We start from the raw sequence: 19,635 nt of genomic DNA on the forward strand, positions 1-19,635 counted from the left end.
ACCTGTCTCGATTGCGTTTTATGGGGATGGCTTAGTGTCAGATCTTTCGCCCGACCTCGGCGATCATTTCGAAGGATTGCAGGCGCGCGTGGTGATCATAAACGTCGGACACGATCATCAGTTCGTCGGTGCCGGTTTCGTCGATCAGCTTCTCCAAGCCGACGCGAACCGTCTCGGGCGAGCCGATGATCGAGCGGGCGAGCATCTGCTGCGCCTGCACCTTTTCCATCGGCGACCAATAGGTCTCGATGTCGTCGATTGGCGGCTGGCTCAGTCCGCGCGTGCCGCGAAACATGTTGGTGAAGGACATCTGCTGTGTCGTCGCAAGTCGGCGTGCCACGGCATCGGTTTCGGCGGCGATCACGTTGACGCCGACCATGGCGTAGGGCTGCGACTGCTGCTCCGATGGCTTGAAACGCGTGCGATAGATCTGCAGCGCCTGGAGAAGAAGTTCGGGCGCGAAATGGGAGGCGAACGCATAGGGCAAGCCGAGTTCGCCCGCGAGCATGGCGCCAAAATTGCTGGAGCCGAGAATCCAGAGCGGCACGTCGGTGCCGGCAGCCGGAACCGCCTGTATCCGCTGGTTCGGGCCGGCCGGCGCGAGAAATGCCTGCAGCTCAAGCACATCCTGCGGGAACTGATCGGCTGACTCCGGCGACCGGCGTAAGGCGCGAAGTGTCATCTGGTCGGTTCCCGGCGCACGGCCGAGTCCGAGATCGATGCGATCGGGAAACAGGCGCGCCAAAGTGCCGAACTGTTCGGCGATGACATAAGGAGGGTGGTTGGGCAGCATGATGCCACCGGCCCCGACGCGGATCGTCTTCGTGCCGGCAGCGAGGTGGGCGAGGACAACCGATGTCGCGGCACTCGCGATACCTATCATGTTGTGGTGTTCGGCAACCCAGATGCGCCGGTAGCCCCACTCTTCCGCATGCGCGGCTAAATCGCGTGCGTTGTCGAGTGCGCCACGGGCGTCCGTCTCCTCCGTCACGCGAACAAGTTCGAGGATGGAAAGAGCGGCCATGGCAATACCTTTGTAATCAACAAGTGGAGGCAGCCGCTGAAGACGGCTGCCCTAATCAAAAGGTATATGGAGTCCGCGACGCGCCCGAACAATGGTTGGGACGTCTGCTTTTTTTGAGATCGGGTTGCCCGGCCAATGATCCCGGCCTAGGCCACCGTCTTGCGGTTCCAGCGCCCGCTCATCTTCGCGGCACTGCCGCCGAATGTCAGGCCAAGCATGATCGCCGCCCTATAAAGACGGATGAGGACGACCACGACGAAGGCGAGCGCTCTGGACCGCAGACCCTTGATGCGATCCGAGCGGATAATGGAGACCAGGCCCGCGGCCGGCGACAGCGCCACGGCGAGCGTGCGCGCGACCCAGCGCAGCCGCCAGGCGGACTTTGCCTGGATGCGCACGAAATCATGCGCGGTGTGCCGGTCCCATTTCTGCGCGAGCTCAGCGAAGGTCTTGCGCGCGGGATGATAAACGACCATGCCCGGGCAATAATGCGTGCGATAGCCCTGACGGAGCGCGCGCTGCCCCCAGTCGCGGTCCTCGGCGACCTCGATGCCCCCGAAGCGGCCGACCGCCGAGAAAACCTCGGCGCGGATGGCCAGATTGCCGGTTCCGGTAAAGCCCTGTTTGGCGATGTATTCCTTCATTCGATAGGCGAACACGCTCTCGTAGGCTTCGAGCATCGTCAGATGATTGGTGTCTTCATAGGCGATGCGCACATCGCCGCCCAGGATCGAGCGCTCGGGATCGCTCGAGAATTGCCGCTCGATTTCGGCAAGCCAGCCATTGCCCGCAAGGCAATCGGCATCGATGAAGGCCAGTATCTCGCCGCTGGCACGCGATACACCACGGTTGCGCGCCGGCCCCGGCCCCGGAATAGATTCCGAGAGCAGCGTGACGGATGCAAAGGCGGCGCAGGTCTCGACCGGCAGCACCTGCGACCCGTTGTCGACCACGATGATCTCGACCGCTTGCTTCACACCTGCCTGCTCGGCCAGTGACACAAGGCAGGCGCGAAGCGCCTGAGGCTGGTCAAGATGCGGGATAATGACGCTGATCATTGACGTCCAATCTGCGGTCGAACAGGGTTCGGTAAGCGTCGAGATAGCGGTGCGCCTCGGCCGTCCAGCGGAAGCTGCGCTCGGCAACGGCGCGGCCGAGCACACCCATTTCCTCGCGCCGCTCGCGATCGTCCACGAGCGAGACGATGCCTTCGGCGAGCGCCCGCGGCGAATGTTCCGCCACGACCATCGCCGCATCGCCCGCGTCGTTCGTCGCCTGACGCAGATTGAATTGCACGATCGGTAGGCCGAGCATCATATATTCGAACACCTTGTTCATCGACAGCTTGTCGTTGAAATCGTTTGGTGGATCGGGAATGATCCCGACATTGAGCGCCGAAAGATGCGCGAGCAGCGACGGTCCGCTGAGATAGCCGGTGAAGCGCAGCCGGTCGCCCAGCTGTCTTTCGGCGGCGAGCGCCTTCAAGCGGCCGAATTCCGGCCCGTCACCGATAATCAGGCAATTGATGTCGTCGCGCTTCTGCACGTGAACAATGTCGTGCATGGCCTCGACCAGCGTATCCACGCCATCCTGCGCGCCCATGATGCCGATATAGCCTATCAGGTGCTTGCCGGGAACGACGAGCGATTGCTCCGCCTCCGTCAGCCTGAAGCGCGAGGCCTCGGGATAGCTTTTGACCACAACCACCTTATCGGGAGACATTCCGCCGCGGGCCACTGCAATATCGCGGAACGTCTCGTTGGTGGCGATGCTGACATCGGCGACGCGGAATGTCTGGCGTTCGAAGAACTGCACCAGCCGATAGAAGAAATCCTTACGGCCGAATTTGCTGACATAGAGCTCGGGGCTCAGGTCATGATGATCGAACACGAAGTAGGTGCCAAACAGGATCTTGTGTACCAGAGCCACGAGAAACATCAGGTCCGGCGGATTACAGGCCTGGATGGCATCGATGCGCTGCCGGCGGCGAACGCGGAACGACAAATAGAGCTGGTTTATCAGCGCCGTCGCGTACTCTCTGAAATAGCCGGCGGCCGTGTCGGCCTCGCGCAGCGGATGACGATAGATATGAATGTCGTTGATCACCTCATAGGCCTCGTTGTGGCCTTTGCCCATCGGGCAGATCACGGAGACTTCATAACCCGCGTCGTTGAGCGCCTGCGCTTCCTGCCAGACGCGACGATCGAACGGAACCGGAAGGTTCTCGACCAAGATTAGAACGTGTTGTGTCATAGAAATGGTGGCCTCCCATACGCGTCTGGTGAACACGCTGAGCCACGACCATACGATCTCGCCACGTTAACTCTCTAGTTAGCTAACAGGATAAGCGATAGACCTTTTGTGTAACTACCGCTCAATCTTAAGAGCGGCTATGAACACTACAGGTAATACTTGCATCAATGCTTTCAAGCATAGTGTCTCGAGTGGTTGCAAAGGAAGTGGCGGGCTGTGTCAAACACTGTTTTGAAAGCGACGGGACGGAACGTCGTGATATGCCCGATAACCGCAGGCGACATCGCCTCGGTCGCGGACTTCCTGCATGCGGAACTGAACAGCCGGCTCTCGCCCGCCCTATGGGCCTCCGCGATCCGTCCCTCATGGCAAACCACGGCACCGAACCACGGCTTCATGCTTATGTGTGACGGGCACGTTGTTGGCGCGCAGGTCGCCTTCTATTCGGAGCGCCACGTCAGCGATCTCACGGAAAATGTCTGCAATCTATCCGCCTGGTGCGTTGACGAAAATTACCGCTCGCACGGCCTGAGATTGATCCGGGCTATACTTGGCCAGCAGGGCTATACTTTCACCGACCTATCGCCGAGCGGCAACGTCGTTCCCCTAAACCGGCGCCTGAACTTCAGCGACCTGGATACCGCCGCCGCACTGATCGTCAACTTACCGGTGCCACGTATCGGGACCGGCATCCGCATCATCTCCGACCGAAAGGCAATCGAGACCAGCCTCGACGGACGCGATCTTGAGATCTATCGCGACCACGCCAATGCGCCTGCCGCACACCACATTGTCGTCACGCGCGGCCAGCAGCGCTGCTATGTGATATTTCGGAGAGACCGGCGCAAGCGCCTGCCGCTGTTCGCCTCGATCCTCTACGTCGGCGATCCCAAGCTTTTCCAGGACGCCGCGCAGCAAGTTTACGGCTACTTGCTGACCCACTTCGGCATCCCGATGACTCTGTTGGAAAACAGGCTCGGCGTTGCCCGTCCACGCTTGTCGATCGCGCTTCGCTCGCCACGACCTAAGATGTTTCGAAGCAGCAGACTGGGGGCCGACCAGGTTGACTATCTCTACAGCGAACTCACGTGCGTGCCTTGGTAGTAGGGGAGTAGGTACACATGCAATCAGCAATCAAGATCAACCTGTCCCACCTCGTTCTCCAGGCCGCGCAGAAATACGCAGACCTACCCGCGCTCACATACAAGAGTGAAACCGTAAGCTACGGCGAGCTGTGGAGACGGGTCTGCGGCTTTGCCTACGCCCTTCGCGACCTCGGCCTGCAGCGAAGCGACCGCGTGGCCGTGTTGCTCGAAAAGCGGACGGAGACGGTGGTCTCGATCTTCGGCACGACGGCGGCAGGCGGCGTTACCGTTCCGGTCAATCCGCTGCTGCGGCCGCAGCAGGTCGCCTATATCCTCGCAGACTGCAATGTCCGCGTCCTAGTGACATCGCACGATCGGCTGCTGCAGCTGCAGGAACACATCGCCGATCACCCGGCCCTCGAGCATATCGTGCTCGTCGATCAGGCCTCGGGCGATATACGGGGGCTCGACATCAGTAAGGTCCGCCTGCATGGCTGGGCGCCGTCGTTTTCGCAGGAGCAGGAAACCGCGTCATCCATCGTCGCCGTCGATTACGATATGGCGGCCATTCTGTATACATCGGGAAGCACCGGAAAGCCGAAGGGCGTCGTTCTCAGCCATCGCAACATGATTGTCGGCGCGGAAAGCGTCAGCCATTATTTGAAGAACGGTCCTGAAGACACCATTCTCTCGGTTCTGCCGCTGAGCTTCGACGCTGGCCTCAGCCAGCTGACGACCGCGTTTAATTCCGGCGCGCATGTCGTCTTGATGAACTATTTGCTGCCCGGCGATGTCATACGCCTCTGCGAGAAACACAAGGTGACTGGTATCACCGGCGTACCGCCGTTCTGGATCCAGGTGGCAGCACTCGACTGGCCTGCCGAAACGGCTGCGCGACTGCGCTACTTCGCCAACACTGGCGGCCGCATGCCAAAGGCGACGCTTGATCGGTTGCGCAGCCTGTTTCCCCAAGCCCTTCCCTATCTGATGTATGGCCTCACCGAAGCGTTCCGTTCAACCTACCTCGACCCGTCCGAGATCGACCGCCGGCCGGATTCGATCGGCAAGGCGATCCCCAACGCGGAGATTCTCGTGGTCCGGCCCGATGGTTCGCGCTGCGATCCGGGCGAGCATGGCGAGCTTGTCCATCGCGGCCCGCTCGTCTCGATGGGCTATTGGAACGACCCCGCCCGCACCGCCGAGCGTTTCCGCCCGGTGCCGGGGAGCGAGGCGAGCTGGCGTGCGCCTGAGCTCGCCGTCTTCTCGGGCGACACCGTCGTTGCCGACGAGGAGGGCTTCCTGTTCTTCGTCGGTCGGCGCGACGAGATGATCAAGACATCGGGCTACCGCGTCAGCCCCACCGAAATCGAGGAAGTGGCCTACGCCACCGGCCTTACCAAGGACGCGGTCGCGCTCGGCGTCGAAGACGGCGCGCTCGGCCAGCGGATCGTGCTGGTCGCGAGCCCGATCGCCAGCTCGCTCGATGTCAGCGCCCTTTTGACCGCATTCCGCCGGACCCTGCCGCAGTACATGGTTCCGTCGCAGGTTGTTGAAATGAGTGCCATTCCAACCAATCCGAACGGAAAGTTCGATCGGGTTCTATTGAGGGAGCAATTAGGTTCGTGAGTTCGCACCCTTCCATTTCCATGTTCGAGCCGGTCGGAAGCTGTATGGCCGTGGGCGGCATACCACTGGATCGCTTGGCCGAGCGTGTCGGATCGACGCCGTTCTTCGCCTATGACCGGGGCCTGATCACCTCGCGCATCGGCTATCTCCGCTCGATTTTGCCCGCCGACGTCAAGCTCAGCTACGCGGTGAAGGCCAACCCGATGGCGGCCGTCGTCCAGCATCTCGCCGGCCTCGTCGACGCATTCGACGTCGCCTCGGCATACGAGATGAAGGCGGCACTGGACACGCCGGTACCGGCAAACAACATCAGCTTCGCCGGTCCCGGGAAGACGACGGCGGAGCTGACGCAGGCCGTTGCGGCGGGCGTGACAATCGAGATGGAATCGACCAACGAGGCAGCCCGCGTCGCCGATATCGGCCACAAGCTCGGCATCCGGCCGCGCGTGGCCTTGCGCGTCAATCCGGATTTCCAGGTCAAGGGCTCCGGCATGCGCATGGGCGGCGGGCCGCAGCAGTTCGGCATCGATGTCGAGCAGGTTCCGGATCTCCTTCAAACGCTCCGTGTCACCGATCTCGATCTCCTCGGTTTTCACGTCTTCGCCGGCTCGCAGAACCTGCACGCCGATATCCTGTGCGAAGCACTGACGCGCAACGTCGCGCTGCTAATGGGGCTTGCGGATCAATCGCCGTGGCCCGTTCGCTATCTGAACCTCGGCGGGGGCTTCGGTATTCCCTATTCCGAGAAGGATCAGCCGCTCGATCTGGTGCCCGTCGGAGCCAAGCTAAAGGAGCTGATCGAAGGCGAAATCCGGCCGCAGCTGCCCGATGCGCGCGTAACGATCGAGCTCGGCCGATACATCGTCGGCGAAGCCGGCGTCTACGTCACGCGCGTGGTCGACCGAAAGGTGTCGCGCGGGCGCACCTATCTGGTGGTCGACGGCGGCATGCATCATCAGCTGGCGGCATCGGGCAATCTCGGCCAAGTCATCCGCCGCAACTATCCTGTCGTGATCGGCAACCGGGTGCAGGAAAGCGAGCGCGAGGCAGTCTCCGTCGTCGGCTGTCTGTGCACGCCGCTCGATCTGCTTGCCGACAACGTGATGCTGCCGCCGGCCGAGATCGGCGACCTCGTCGTCATCTTCCAGGCCGGGGCCTATGGCCTGACCGCCAGTCCGACGGCGTTCCTCGGGCATCCGATGCCGGTGGAAGTTCTTGTCTGATTTGATTTCACCGGCGGGTAGCCGGCAACATTAAGAGGGGTATCATGAATTCGTCTACCTTCGAGGCCGTCAAGGACGTCATCATCGAAACGCTCGGCATCGAAGACCGGGATCGGATCGAGACCGCCGCAACGCCGCTACTCGGCAACATTCCGGAGCTCGATTCCTTCGCTGTGCTGAGCCTTGCGGCCGCGCTCGAAGAGCGTTTCGGCTTCCAGATCGACGATAGCGATTTCACCGGCGAGGTGTTCGAAACCGTCGGATCGCTGGCGCAGTTCGTTGACCGCAGCCTCATTGATCGCAAGCAGCTTCACTAGCAACCGTGGCTTCGCGGCCAATCAACGGTGGGGGATAAATTGGCAGTCATGGAACGAGATCGTCCGATCACGCGCGATACGGAAGGGGCTTCGCCGGCGCTCTCCGTCATTATCGTCACCTATAACAGCGCGGGAGCGCTGCCGCCGCTGCTCGATTCGATCCCGGCGGGTCTTGCCGGCATCGACCGCTTCGAGGTCCTGATCGCCGACAACGAATCCAAGGACGGATCGGCGGAGCTGGCCGAAGCGCATCCGGTTTCGCCGACCGTGATCCGCATGGGCTACAATGCCGGCTATGCGGCTGCAATCAATGCGGCGGCGGCGCGGGCGCATCCGGGATCGCATCTGCTCATCCTTAATCCCGATCTCAGGCTCTACCCCGACGCGGCGCGACCGCTTATTGAGCGGGCTGAAAAGACTTCAACCGGCGTTGTTGTTCCGCTCAACTACACCGAAGAAGGTCGGGTCGATCCAACGCTCCGGCGCGAGCCGTCGATTATGACGGCCTGGGCCGATGCTCTGCTCGGAGGTACGCTTGCGATGCGCGTTGGTCTCGGAGAAGTCATCGGCGGCGCGGCGCGCTACGGCCGCAGCGGCACCGTGGAATGGGCGACGGGATCAGCGCTGCTGGTATCCGCGCGGGTGCGGGACTTGATCGGTGCTTGGGACGAATCCTTCTTTCTCTACAGCGAGGAGGTCGATTATCTCCGGCGCGTTCGCGAGGCCGGCTTCGAGGTGGTGTTCGAACCGCGCTCGCAGGTCATGCATGAAAGCGGCGGCAGCGGCCGAAATGCGCGTCTCTTCGCACTGATGACCGCCAATCGCATCCGCTACTACGGCCGCCACCACAATGCACTGCAGACATCGCTCTTCAGGCTGGGCATTGCACTCGGGCAGGCGATCCGCTGCTGGCGGGGAGCGGCGCACCGGGCGGCGCTATCGAGCGCACTGATGCCGCTGAAATCGCCGACCGAATTCATGGCGATCCGCCGGAGCTGAGAATGGCAAGGACGGCGCTCCGGATCATCAACTTTCACGGCATCGGCGAGCCTGAACGGCCGCTGGAACCGGGCGAGGCCCCCTATTGGCTGAGTGTCGCGCGGTTCAACGACATGCTCGACCGTATCGCCGATCACCCCGACCGCGACGCCTTGGCGATCACCTTCGACGACAGCAACACCTCCGACCTCACGATCGCAGCACCTGCGCTCGCCAAGCGTGGACTGACGGCGCGGTTCTTCGTGCTGACCGGCCGGATCGGCGAGCCGGGATCGCTGGACAAGGCCGATATCAGCGCGCTTGTTGACATGGGCATGCCCATCGGCAGCCACGGCATCGCCCACCGCGACTGGTCGAGCCTTGCCCCGGCCGAACTCGACGAGGAATTGAAGACGTCGAAGAGCGTGCTGGAAGAGGTGTGCGGTTTCGAGATCACGGACGCGTCCATCCCCTTCGGCCGATACAACGCCGCCGTTTTGTCGCGGCTGCGGCGTGCGGGATACAGATGCGCCTATTCCAGCGACAAGGGGAGCGCCGATTCCGCTGCGTTCCTTCAGGCCCGAACCTCGGTTCGATCCGACACGACGGATGAAGCGCTGAGCGACGCGCTGTCGGGAGACATGCCCGCCATGAGCCGACTGCGGAGAGCGGCCCGCATGCAGCTGAAGCAATGGGTCTGACCCCCTAGCGCGGCCCCCAGCAGTCAGGATTGCGCCGAGGCCCGAACCGCCGCTTCGGCTCCCATCACGCCATTGAAGTTGGCCGCCCCCTCGGCCCTCACGCGCGGCAAGCTTGCCGGATATTCCCGCTGCACGAAGTCGATGATCTTCTCGCGCATCTCGCAGCGCAGGTCGAAGGTCTTCGGCGCATTGGAGGCCGAGATGAGGATGCGGATTTCCATGACGTTTTCGCGGAAATCGGTGACCTGCACGGCGACCACCCGCTTGTCCCACAGCTTGGAGGCGGCGGCTATTTCCTCGACCTTCGTGCGGATAACGGAAACCGGCACCGAATAATCGAGATAGATCATGACGGTACCGATCAGCGAGGAGCTCTCTCGTGTCCAGTTCTGGAAAGGGTTCTCGATGAAATAGCTGAGCGGCAGGATCAGCCTTCGCCAATCCCAGAGCTTGACCACGACATAAGTAGACGTGATCTCCTCCACATTGCCCCACTCGCCTTCAACGATCAACGCGTCGTCTATGCGGATAGGCTGCGTGATCGCAAGCTGGATGCCGGCAAAGACATTCTTTAATACCGGCTGCAAGGCGAGGCCGAGCACGATGCCGGCAACGCCCGCCGAGGCGAGCAGGCTGACGCCATATTGCTGCACGGCCGGAAAGGTCATCAACCCTGCCGCGATGGTGATCGCGACGATCATGAAGGCGGCGATACGCTCGCCGATGCGCGATTGGGTGACGTGGGTACGAGCCAGCAGATTGTCTTCGGCGTCGAGCTTGAAGCGACGCAGATAGACCGTCATCCAGATGTGCAGCGTGGTCTTGGTGATCCAGCCGACGACGGCGATGAAACCCAAGAGCAGGATGTGGCGGATGAACTCCGCCTGCGGCGTCGTTAGCGGCGCGATCGTGGCGCAGAGCGACAGCGTGAGGGTCAGAATGCTGAGCCTAAGCGGCCGGCGGCCGCGCGAGACCAGCGATCGCCAGAACAAATCCCGCGTTTCGACCACGCCGCTCAGAAAGCGAAAAGCGAGACGATGGATCATCAAACCCATGGCCAGTGCAGCGGCAAGGACACCGATGCTTACAAGCCAAGCGGGCAGCCACGCTGTTGCCTCCTGAAAGTGGAGAATGAAACGTTCCATACGACATCAGCTAGAGTGCAATGCAGCATAGGAAAGGTCGAGGCGGTGAAAATCATCCTTGTCGTGACCGGTCGCGCTTGCGGGAGGCACCGCGCTTTAGACAGAAAAGCCCCGGTCTCAACGTGACGTCAGAGCCAGCGAAACCGGGCTCTGCCGCGTCGATCGATGCGGTGAAGTGCGATCGGCGTGGATCTGCCGCTAATCGTATCGAGCAGTCGGATACTCTGTTTTCCGGCCACGAGCGCGAGGAATCGCGGACATCCGCGGATCGTTCCGCCGTTATCGTTCTCGGTAAAGATGCAGGGTACGGAGAGAACCGTCCCATACACGTTCATTCGTCCACTTTTTGGCATGCGCAAATCCTATTCGCTTTGCGTCGCCGTGTAGTGGAGCCGTGATTCCGGCATGTGACAATCTCGTGATAATTTTGGACATGTGTGAAATCACCGGCCTCTTGCATTTTCGCAGTCGCTGATAGTGCCCGCGCTAAGACGCAGCACGACACCAGCTGCGGGCAAGGCCGGCGACCTAGCCTTCTTGTCGACAGCGGGCACCTATCTGTTGGGGGGAGACCACCTACAATTTCAGGTTCGGACAAGCCACACAACCTACTCTGCGGCTCATAGCTGCGCGGGCTTGGGTGACCGATTCTTCATTCAGACCTTGGGGCCGGAAGCCGCCTGCCGTTCGGTATCGGAATTTCGACCCGGCTTTTTATTGACGCCATTTGAACACTTGGGATTGATGAGCATGACGACGGTTGCATCCACGCTGACGATAACGCAGATCAGATCCCTCTCGTCCGCGGCGGTCGCAGCATGGACAACCGACGACATCGCGTCGCTATCCACGGCCCAGGTCAAGGCCCTATCGTCCTCTCAGATCGCGGCGCTCGACGTCGAGGACGTCGAGGCGATGAACTCGCAGCAGCTCAGCGCAATCGCTAAGACTTCCATCGTCGGCTTCACCTTCGATCAGCTGCACGCGCTCAACAAATATGCCATCGAGAGCCTGACATCCGTCCAGGTCTCCGCCCTGACCACGTCGCAGCTGAGCGCCTTGACGACCGAGCAGTCGGAAGCCCTGACCCCGAACCAGATCAAGGCGCTGTCCACCGCGCAGCTCGCGGCACTCAGCCCCGAGGATATCGCGACCTTTTCGACCGCCGATATCGCCGCCATCACCAAGGCCATCCAGGGTCTCGGGACGGCGGCACTCGCGGCTCTTTCTCCCGATCAGATCGCAGCCTTGAACACGAGCGCTGTCGCGTCGATGACGAGCAGCCAGATCGGCGCATTGAGCGCCGACCAGGTCGAAGCGTTTTCACCGGCGCAGATGGCGGCAATGACGTCTGCGCAACTGGCAGCGCTCGGACCCGATGACATAGCCATGCTGTCGCTCGAGGATATTGCCGCGATCAACACCAAGGCCATGAAGGGCTTGAACCTGTCGGCCTTGTCGCCCGAACAGATCGCGGCGCTGACGACGGCCCAGGCGAACACGCTGACGACGGCGCAGCTCGCCTCGCTCGATATCGGCCAGATCGAAGCGTTCTCGCCAGCCCATATCGCCTCGCTCAGCTCCAGCGCGCTGGCGAGCCTCACAACCGAACAGATCGGAGCTCTCAGCCCCGAACAGGTAGAAGCCTTCACGCCGCAGCAGGTCAAGGCACTTACCTCCGACCAGCTTGCCGTTCTCAACCAGGACGGCATCGCTGGGTTTTCGACCGCCGATATCGCAGCCATCAGCAGCAAGGCCATCGCGGGCCTCAGCCCGGGCTCCATCGCGGCGCTGTCAACCGTGCAGATCGCCGCCCTCGGCACTGGTTCGATCGCGAGCCTGACGACCGAGCAGCTCGGGGCCTTGAACGACGAACAATTCAAGGCGCTATCGTCGGTACAGGTGAAGGCGCTGAGTTCCGGGCAGCTCGCCGCACTCGACGCCGCCGATATCGAAGCCTTCTCGACCGCCGCGATCGCCGCGATTTCCAGCCGCGCCATGTCGGGACTGAGCACGGATGCGCTCGGCGCGCTTTCATCGGCTCAGATCGCCGCCATGTCCACGAGCCTGATCGCCAACCTCACCGGCAGCCAGCTCGAAGCCTTGAGTGCAGACCAGATCGCGTCGTTCTCGACCAGCCAGATCACCTCGCTCGGCGCACAGATCGCTGGCTTCAGCACAGGGCAGCTGGAAGGGCTTTCGACCTCAAAGATCGCGGCGCTGAGCACGGCCGCAATCGCCAGCCTGACGACCGAACAGATCGACGCGCTGAGCGTGGAGCAGGTCGAGGCCTTGACGCCCGCGCAAGTCAAGGCGTTGAGCGCGGCGCAGATCGCGGCCTTCGGTGCCGACGATATCGCAGCCTTCTCGACAGCCGATATCGCCGCGATAACCAGCAAGGGCTTCACCGGCCTCAACATGGATTCGCTCTCGACCGCGCAGATCGCGGCGCTGTCCACCGCGCAGATCGCGAACCTCGGAACAGACCAGCTGGCCGCGCTGACCACCGACCAGACGGAAGCGTTGTCGCCGACGCAGGTAAAGGCGCTGAGTTCGGTTCAGCTAGCTGTGTTCGACGCCGAGCACATCGCAACCTTCTCCACCGACGATATCGCCGCCATCACCAGTAGGGCCATAAACGGCCTGACCACCGATATCATCCCGACCTTGTCCACCGCCCAGATCGCGGCGTTGAACTCGACGGCGATCCCACGCCTGACGAGCGGCCAGATCGCGGCACTCAGCACCGATCAGGTTGAGGCGCTGACACCGGCACAGGTCGCATCGCTGACCTCCGTACAGCTCGCAGCGATCGATGCCGATCACATGGCGACCTTCTCGACGGCCGATATCGCGGCGATCACCAGCAAGGCCATACCGGGTCTCAGCACAGACATCATCGCCACTTTCTCTACCGGCCAGATTGCTTCGCTGACGACCGCGCAAGTCAGCGCGCTGAAGACGACACAGCTTGCGGTTTTGAACACCAGCCAGGTCGAGGCGCTCACCCCGGCGCAGGTGGCATGGCTGAGCTCGCTGCAGCTCTCGGCGCTTGGCGAAGACGGCATCGCAACCTTCTCGACGGCCGATATCGCCGCGCTCTCGAGCAAGGCGATCCCCGGCCTCAACATGTCCAGCCTGACCTCGGGGCAGATCGGCGCACTCACGACCGCCCAGGTCAACGCGCTGAAGACCCTGCAGATCTCCACCTTGGGCACCAACCAGGTCGCGGCGCTCACCACCGCCCAGATCGCGGCCTTGAGCACGACCTCGATTGCCAGCCTGACGACCGATCAGCTCGACGCCCTCGGCTCGGCGCAGGTAGAAGCTCTGTCGCCGCTGCAGGTGATGTCACTGACCTCGTTGCAGCTTGGCGTGCTCGACGCCGGCGATATCGCGACTTTCTCGACCGCCGATATCGCCGCGATCACCAACAAAGCGCTGCCGGGCCTGAGTACGGACGTGCTCGCAACGCTCTCAACCGCCCAGATCGCGGCCATGAGCACGAATGCGGTCGTGAGCCTGACGAGCGACCAGATCGGCGCTCTCAGCACAGCACAGGTCGAAGCCTTGTCGCCGGCGCAGGTGAAGGTTTTGAGCTCCGCGCAGATGGCCGCACTCGGCGCCGATGATATCGCCACCTTCTCCACCGCCGATATCGCCGCGATCACCAACAAGGCCATCTCGGGCCTCAGCGGCGACGCTATCGAAGGCCTGACGAACGAGCAGATCGCAGCGCTCAACACCAGCGCGATCGCGAGCCTCACCAGCCTGCAGATCGGCGCGATGAGCACGTCGCAGATCGAGACGCTGTCGCCCGTGCAGGTGGCGGCTCTGACATCGCTGCAGTTCTCAGCGCTTTCTGCTGAGGACATCGCGACCTTCTCGACCGCCGATATCGCGGCAATCACCAACAAAGGCTTGCCCGGCCTCGGCACTGATGCGGTTGCAGGCCTGACCACCGCTCAGATCGCGTTGCTGAGCACCAGCGCTCTTGCGAGCCTCACGAGCACCCAGGTCGCAGCACTCGGCACAGACCAGATCGCCAAGCTTTCGACCGCACAGGTGAAGGCGCTGACATCGGCGCAGGTCGCAGCACTCGGCGACCATGTCAGCGTTCTCTCCACCGACCAGATCGCCTTCCTGACGCCAGCGGGCATCACGGGTCTGACATCCGATCAGGTCGACGCGCTGAACAGCGCGCAGCTGCACACGCTCAGCACCAGTCAGATCGCCGCGATGACTACCAAGCAGGTCGCGGGGCTTAGCACCGGCGACATGGCCGGACTGACCACCCAGCAGCTGGCGGCCATGAGCTCGTCCGGCGTTTCCGGCCTGTCGACCAGCCAGGTCGCGGCCCTCAGCAACACACAAATCCTGGCGCTTTCGACCAAGCAGATGGCAGCCCTCAGCTCCTCTCAGGTCGGCGCGCTGCGCACGGACGACATAGCGGCACTCTCCACAGCACAGATCGCCGCTTTCTCGGTTGGCGGCATCGCGGGATTGAACTCGCAGCAGCTGGCGGCGCTTTCGACCGCACAGGCGGAGGCGCTCACCAGCAACCAGGTCGGAACGCTGAATTCCAGCCAGCTCTCGGTCCTCGGACCTGAGGATGTCGTGACCTTCTCCACCAAGGATATAGCCGCGATCACGTCAAGCGCGCTGGGGGGAATGTCGACGGATACGATCCGGGCCCTGACCACAGCGCAGATCGCCGCGCTGAGCAAGAATGCGATTGCAGGTCTGACCACCCAGCAGCTTGCGGCACTCAGTACCGCCCAGGCGGAAGCGCTGACCAGCAGCCAGATCAGCGGCCTGAGCTCCTCGCAGCTTGCCGCCCTCACTGCCGATGACATTGCAACCTTCTCGACCAAGGATATGGCGGCCATGGGCTCCGGCGCCATCGCCGGCCTTTCGACCGGCACGATCGCGGCGCTCTCTGCGAGCCAGATCGCGGCGCTGAACACGGCAGCGATCACGGGGATGACGACCGGGCAGATCGCGGCGCTGCGGACCGATCAGGTGGAAGCGTTGACCTCGGCGCAGATCGGAGCCCTGAGCTCGAAGCAGACGGCGGCTCTCAGCACCGACGATATCGCCATCCTGTCGGCGAAGAACATTGCCGCGATCAACTCCGGCGCCATCGCCGGCCTGTCGGCAGCCGCCCTCGCGACGCTGACGACGAGCCAGATCGCAGCGCTCAGCACTGCTGGCATCGCCGGCCTGACTGTCGATCTCATCAGCGCGCTCAGCAGCGACCAGATCGGCGCGCTGACGACGAGCCAGATCGCCGCGTTGAGCTCGCGGCAAATCGGAGCGCTTGGCACCGACGACCTCGCATCACTGACGACCGCCCAGGTCGCCGCATTGAGCACGGCGGCAATACCCGGTCTCAGCAGCGACCAGATTGCGGCATTGAGCACCGATCAGACTGAGGCCCTGACCAGCCTACAGGTCGGCGCCCTGAACTCAAGGCAGATTGCCGCCCTAGGCACGGACGATCTCTCGCACTTCTCCACCGCGGACATCGCCGCCATTGGCTCGGGCGCTATCCTTGGCCTTTCGACCGCCGCGATCAGCGCGCTGTCGACCGCACAGATAGTCGCCATGAGCTCGGCAGGGATATCCGGTCTCTCCAGCGGCCAGATGGCCGCGCTCGGCTCCAACCAGGTGGAGGTGCTGACAACAGCGCAGATCGGCGCGCTGACCTCTAAGCAGGTCGGGGCGCTTGCCACCGACCATATCGCGGCGCTTTCGATCGACCAGATCGCCGCCTTCGGCACGGCGGGGATCGCGGGCCTGACCAGCGATCAGATCAGTGCGCTCAGCGTGCGCCAGGTCGAGGCGTTCACCAGCGTTCAAGTAGGCGCGCTGAACTCGAAGCAGATCGCTGCACTCGGAACCGATGATCTCGACAGTTTCAGCACCGCCGACATGGCCGCGATCACCTCCAGCGCAATAACAGGCATTTCGACATCAGCGCTGGCCTCGCTTTCGGGCGACCAGATCTCGGCCCTTAGCCCCACCGGCATTGCAGGCCTCACCAGCGACCAGATCGGCGCGCTGCGCACCAACCAGGTGGAAGCACTGACGACCTCCCAGGTTGGCGCGCTGACCTCCAAGCAGATCGCGGCGCTGAACACAGCCGACATCAGCGCGTTTTCGCCGGAACAGATCGCGGCGTTGAGCACGGCAGGCATAGCGGGGCTCTCGACCGGCCAGCTCGTCGCACTGCATAGCGACCAGATGGAAGCGCTGACCAGCATCCAGATCGGTGCCCTCTCCTCGCGGCAGGTCGCGGTTCTGACCTCAGACAATCTCGACAGTTTCACCACGGCCGAAATCGCCGCGATCAGCTCGTCGGCCATCTCCGGCCTTTCGACAGCAGCCCTTGCCTCGCTCTCGCCAAGCCAGATCGCGGCGCTGAGCACCGCAGGCATCGCCGGCCTCAGCACCGACCAGATCGCCGCACTCAGCGTCGATCAGGCAGAAGCGCTGACCAGCCTGCAGGTGGGCGCGCTGAGCTCCAAGCAGATCGCGGCACTCGGAACGGATGATCTCGACAGCTTCTCGACGGCCGATATCGCCGCGATCAGCTCTGCTGCGATCTCCGGGCTGTCGCCGGCGACGATCGCTTCGCTTTCGGCCGAGCAGATCGGCGCGCTGAGCACAGCCGGCATTGCCGGTCTTTCCACCGCCCAGATCGCTGCCTTAAGCACAAGCCAGGTCGAGATGCTGTCGACAAGCCAGATCGGAGCGCTGGGCTCGGCCCAAATCGCAGCGCTCAGCACCGGCGATATCGCCGTGCTCTCGGTCGAGCAGGTGGCGGCGCTGAGCGCGAAGGGGATTGCCGGCTTGAGCAGCACCCAGGCCGGCGCGCTCAACGTCGACCAGATGGAAAGGCTGTCCACAAGCCAGATCGCGGCACTCAGTTCGGATGCGCTGAAGGGTCTGACTTCGTCCAGCCTGGACGCACTGACACCCGCCAAGTTGGCGGCGATCAGCTCTGGCGCCATGAAGGGACTGTCGACGGACTTCATCGCATCACTCTCCACCGAGGAGATCGCGGCTCTGGGAAGTTCTGGGGTTTCAGGCCTGACCAGCGATCAGATTCACGCGCTGAGCACAGATCAGTTCAGCACCTTCTCCACTGACCAGATCGCGGCCCTGAGCTCGACCGGGCTTGCAGGATTGACGAGTGGCCAGCTGCAGACGCTATCGACCGAGGAGTTCGCGGCCATCACGCCAGGTTCGATCAAGGGGCTGACGACGGCGCTGTTTTCGACCCTGCCGTCGAGCGACATCGCGGCACTGACCACGGGCCAGGTGGCGGCGCTCAGCTATAGCCAGGTCGCGGCCATGAGCACGGCGCAGATCGGGATGCTGTCGACCACCCAGATCGGCGCGCTCAATGTGGTTCAGGCCGCAGCCCTTGGTCCGGATGACTTGGCAGGCTTCTCGCCCGAGAGCATCATCGCGCTCAGCTCCAGCGCGGTTTCGGGCTTGAGCACGAGAGCGCTCGGCGCGCTGACAGTGAGCCAGGCCGAAGCCTTCACGCCGGCTCAGATCAACGCGATGACCTCTGCCCAGGTGCAGGCGCTGACCAACGGCCCGCTCTCTGGCGCAAGCGCCGCCGCCGCGACAACGACCACGACGACGGCCACCACGCCGTCGGAGACAACGACCTCGGCCGCAGCATCGCCGGACACGAGTGAATCGTCTCAGGTTGCCTCGGTGATCATGTCCTATCTGGGATAAGCAGCTGATTGTGGGCGCGGCGGAATTCGATGCCGCGCCCGCAATGGTTCGTAGTTTCAGAGAAGAGCCTGAAAACGGCATTGATCGACAAGCCATTTATGGAGCATGTGGCGGAGACGTTCGTATTCAGTTGACCGCAAGGAAAGTCGCCTAGGCCATGTCGATGATGGAAGAGCCCGATGTTGTGATCATTGGCGCCGGCGCGGCCGGCACGGGTGCGGCCCGAACGCTCGCCAAGGCCGGTCTGAAAACACTGGTGCTCGAGGCTCTCGATCGCAAGGGCGGCCGTGCTTGGACGAAAACGGCAGCGGGCAGCGTCGTCGATCTCGGCTGCGGCTGGCTTCACTCCGGCGATCGAAATCCCTGGACCCGCATCGCCGGCGAGATCGCCATCGCGGTCGATCGCCGCCCGTCCGCCTGGGGCGGGCAATTTCGTGATCTCGGCTTCACTCCATCCGAGCGCGATGGGGCCCATATCGCCTTCGAACGGTGGACGGATCGCGTCTCCGCCACCCCGCCCCTTTCCGACATCGCCGCCGATGCGCTCGACCCGGCGGACGGCTGGACGAGTTACTTGCAAGCGCTCAGCGGCTACATCAGCGGCGACGAACTCGAACACATTTCCTGCAAGGACTACGCGGCTTACAACGAAGCCTCGACGGACTTCAACTGGCGCGTCGCAACAGGCTACGGCGCACTCGTCAGCGCCGCCATACCGGCCGAAGCAACGGTGAGGCTTTCGACGCCCGTTGAAGCGATTGGGCTCGATGGGGGTCGCGTCGAGATCAAGACATCGGTCGGCATCGTGCGCGCTGACGCGGTCATCGTCACCATCTCCACCAATATTCTGGCAGGCGACACGATCCGCTGGCCGTCGGTTTTGGATGCATGGCGAGAGGCGGCAGCCCGCTTGCCGCTTGGCGCCAACGAGAAGCTCTTCCTTGAAATCATCGGCTCCGCTCCCTTCGAGGACGAGACGCATCTTATCGGCGATCCCCGCGACGCATCGACCGGCAGCTACTATATCCGCCCCTTTGGCCAGCCCGTGATCGAATGCTTTCTCGGCGGTGCCGGCGCGCGCGGCGTGGCGGAGCGCGGCCATGAAGCTGCATTCGCGCGCGCCACGGATCAGCTCGCCCATCTGTTCGGCAGCAATATCCGGCGCAATCTCCGCCCGCTTATCGCATCGGACTGGACCAGGACGGCATCGATCGGCGGCGCCTACAGCCACGCTCTACCCGGCCACTCCAACGCCCGCCTTACGCTCGCGAGATCATACGACGAGCGCGTGTTCTTCGCCGGGGAAGCAACGCACAGCACGGACTTTTCGACCGCCCATGGGGCGCTGCAAAGCGGCGAGCGCGCAGCACACGAAGTCATCGCCGCGCTTCAGCTAAAACCGTGATAGATGTGTCCTTGCGTGACACACGGGCGTGCAATCGCAGAACCCGCGGCAAGTGTGGCGATTCATCGGTTTGAAACCTGTTCGTGCGACAAAGTCGGTTCAAGGGATAGCCCCCTGAAG

The 19,635-nt window shown here is 62.8% G+C and carries 12 protein-coding genes; 8 read left to right on the top strand and 4 right to left on the bottom strand.

Going from position 1 to position 19,635, the window contains the following annotated elements:
* Positions 1 to 37: 37 nt before the first annotated feature.
* The 3 genes from QTL96_RS11695 to QTL96_RS11705 all read right to left on the bottom strand — a co-directional run bounded on the left by QTL96_RS11695 (position 38) and on the right by QTL96_RS11705 (position 3,277).
* Positions 38 to 1,024, bottom strand: coding sequence for an LLM class flavin-dependent oxidoreductase (locus QTL96_RS11695; RefSeq protein ID WP_112818898.1), 987 nt, complete (start codon positions 1,022 to 1,024; stop codon positions 38 to 40).
* 146 nt (positions 1,025 to 1,170) lie between these two features.
* The gene (locus QTL96_RS11700) at positions 1,171 to 2,082 is read right to left on the bottom strand and encodes a glycosyltransferase (RefSeq protein WP_112818897.1); all 912 of its coding nucleotides are present in this window, start codon (positions 2,080 to 2,082) and stop codon (positions 1,171 to 1,173) included.
* Positions 2,054 to 3,277: a glycosyltransferase family 4 protein gene (locus tag QTL96_RS11705; protein WP_210297118.1), complete on the bottom strand. Its 1,224-nt coding sequence runs from the start codon at positions 3,275 to 3,277 to the stop codon at positions 2,054 to 2,056. The genes QTL96_RS11700 and QTL96_RS11705 overlap by 29 nt, the downstream gene beginning before the upstream one ends.
* Positions 3,278 to 3,532: 255 nt before the next feature.
* On the opposite strand from QTL96_RS11705, the gene QTL96_RS11710 reads away from it, so the two are divergent.
* The 6 genes from QTL96_RS11710 to QTL96_RS11735 are packed head-to-tail and all read left to right on the top strand — an operon-like array spanning position 3,533 to position 9,207.
* Positions 3,533 to 4,381 carry a hypothetical protein gene (locus tag QTL96_RS11710; protein ID WP_289727813.1) on the top strand — a complete coding sequence of 283 codons (849 nt, stop codon included), beginning with the start codon at positions 3,533 to 3,535 and terminating at the stop codon, positions 4,379 to 4,381.
* Between the two features lie 17 nt (positions 4,382 to 4,398).
* On the top strand, positions 4,399 to 5,988 hold the full coding sequence (locus QTL96_RS11715) for an acyl-CoA ligase (AMP-forming), exosortase A system-associated (protein ID WP_113168272.1): 1,590 nt from the start codon (positions 4,399 to 4,401) through the stop codon (positions 5,986 to 5,988).
* Positions 5,985 to 7,211 (top strand): pyridoxal-dependent decarboxylase, exosortase A system-associated, encoded by a 1,227-nt coding sequence (locus tag QTL96_RS11720; protein WP_289727814.1) that lies wholly within the window; start codon positions 5,985 to 5,987, stop codon positions 7,209 to 7,211. The genes QTL96_RS11715 and QTL96_RS11720 overlap by 4 nt, the downstream gene beginning before the upstream one ends.
* Before the next feature lie 44 nt (positions 7,212 to 7,255).
* Entirely contained in the window at positions 7,256 to 7,528 is a 273-nt protein-coding gene (locus QTL96_RS11725; protein ID WP_112818893.1) for an acyl carrier protein, read from the top strand.
* A 48-nt stretch (positions 7,529 to 7,576) separates the two neighbouring features.
* Positions 7,577 to 8,527, top strand: coding sequence for a glycosyltransferase family 2 protein (locus QTL96_RS11730; protein WP_112818892.1), 951 nt, complete (start codon positions 7,577 to 7,579; stop codon positions 8,525 to 8,527).
* A 2-nt stretch (positions 8,528 to 8,529) separates the two neighbouring features.
* Positions 8,530 to 9,207 (top strand): polysaccharide deacetylase family protein, encoded by a 678-nt coding sequence (locus QTL96_RS11735; protein WP_113168274.1) that lies wholly within the window; start codon positions 8,530 to 8,532, stop codon positions 9,205 to 9,207.
* 23 nt (positions 9,208 to 9,230) lie between these two features.
* Here the strand turns inward: QTL96_RS11735 and QTL96_RS11740 are convergent, their stop codons facing one another.
* Positions 9,231 to 10,352 carry a mechanosensitive ion channel domain-containing protein gene (locus QTL96_RS11740; protein WP_289727815.1) on the bottom strand — a complete coding sequence of 374 codons (1,122 nt, stop codon included), beginning with the start codon at positions 10,350 to 10,352 and terminating at the stop codon, positions 9,231 to 9,233.
* Between the two features lie 750 nt (positions 10,353 to 11,102).
* Here QTL96_RS11740 and QTL96_RS11745 point away from each other — a divergent pair.
* Both QTL96_RS11745 and QTL96_RS11750 read left to right on the top strand, forming a co-directional pair.
* Entirely contained in the window at positions 11,103 to 18,110 is a 7,008-nt protein-coding gene (locus QTL96_RS11745; RefSeq protein ID WP_289727816.1) for a hypothetical protein, read from the top strand.
* A gap of 157 nt (positions 18,111 to 18,267) precedes the next feature.
* On the top strand, positions 18,268 to 19,515 hold the full coding sequence (locus QTL96_RS11750; RefSeq protein ID WP_113198461.1) for an NAD(P)/FAD-dependent oxidoreductase: 1,248 nt from the start codon (positions 18,268 to 18,270) through the stop codon (positions 19,513 to 19,515).
* The last annotated feature ends 120 nt before the right edge of the window (positions 19,516 to 19,635 follow it).

It is taken from the genome of Rhizobium sp. S163 (assembly GCF_030380805.1).
Lineage (GTDB): Bacteria > Pseudomonadota > Alphaproteobacteria > Rhizobiales > Rhizobiaceae > Rhizobium.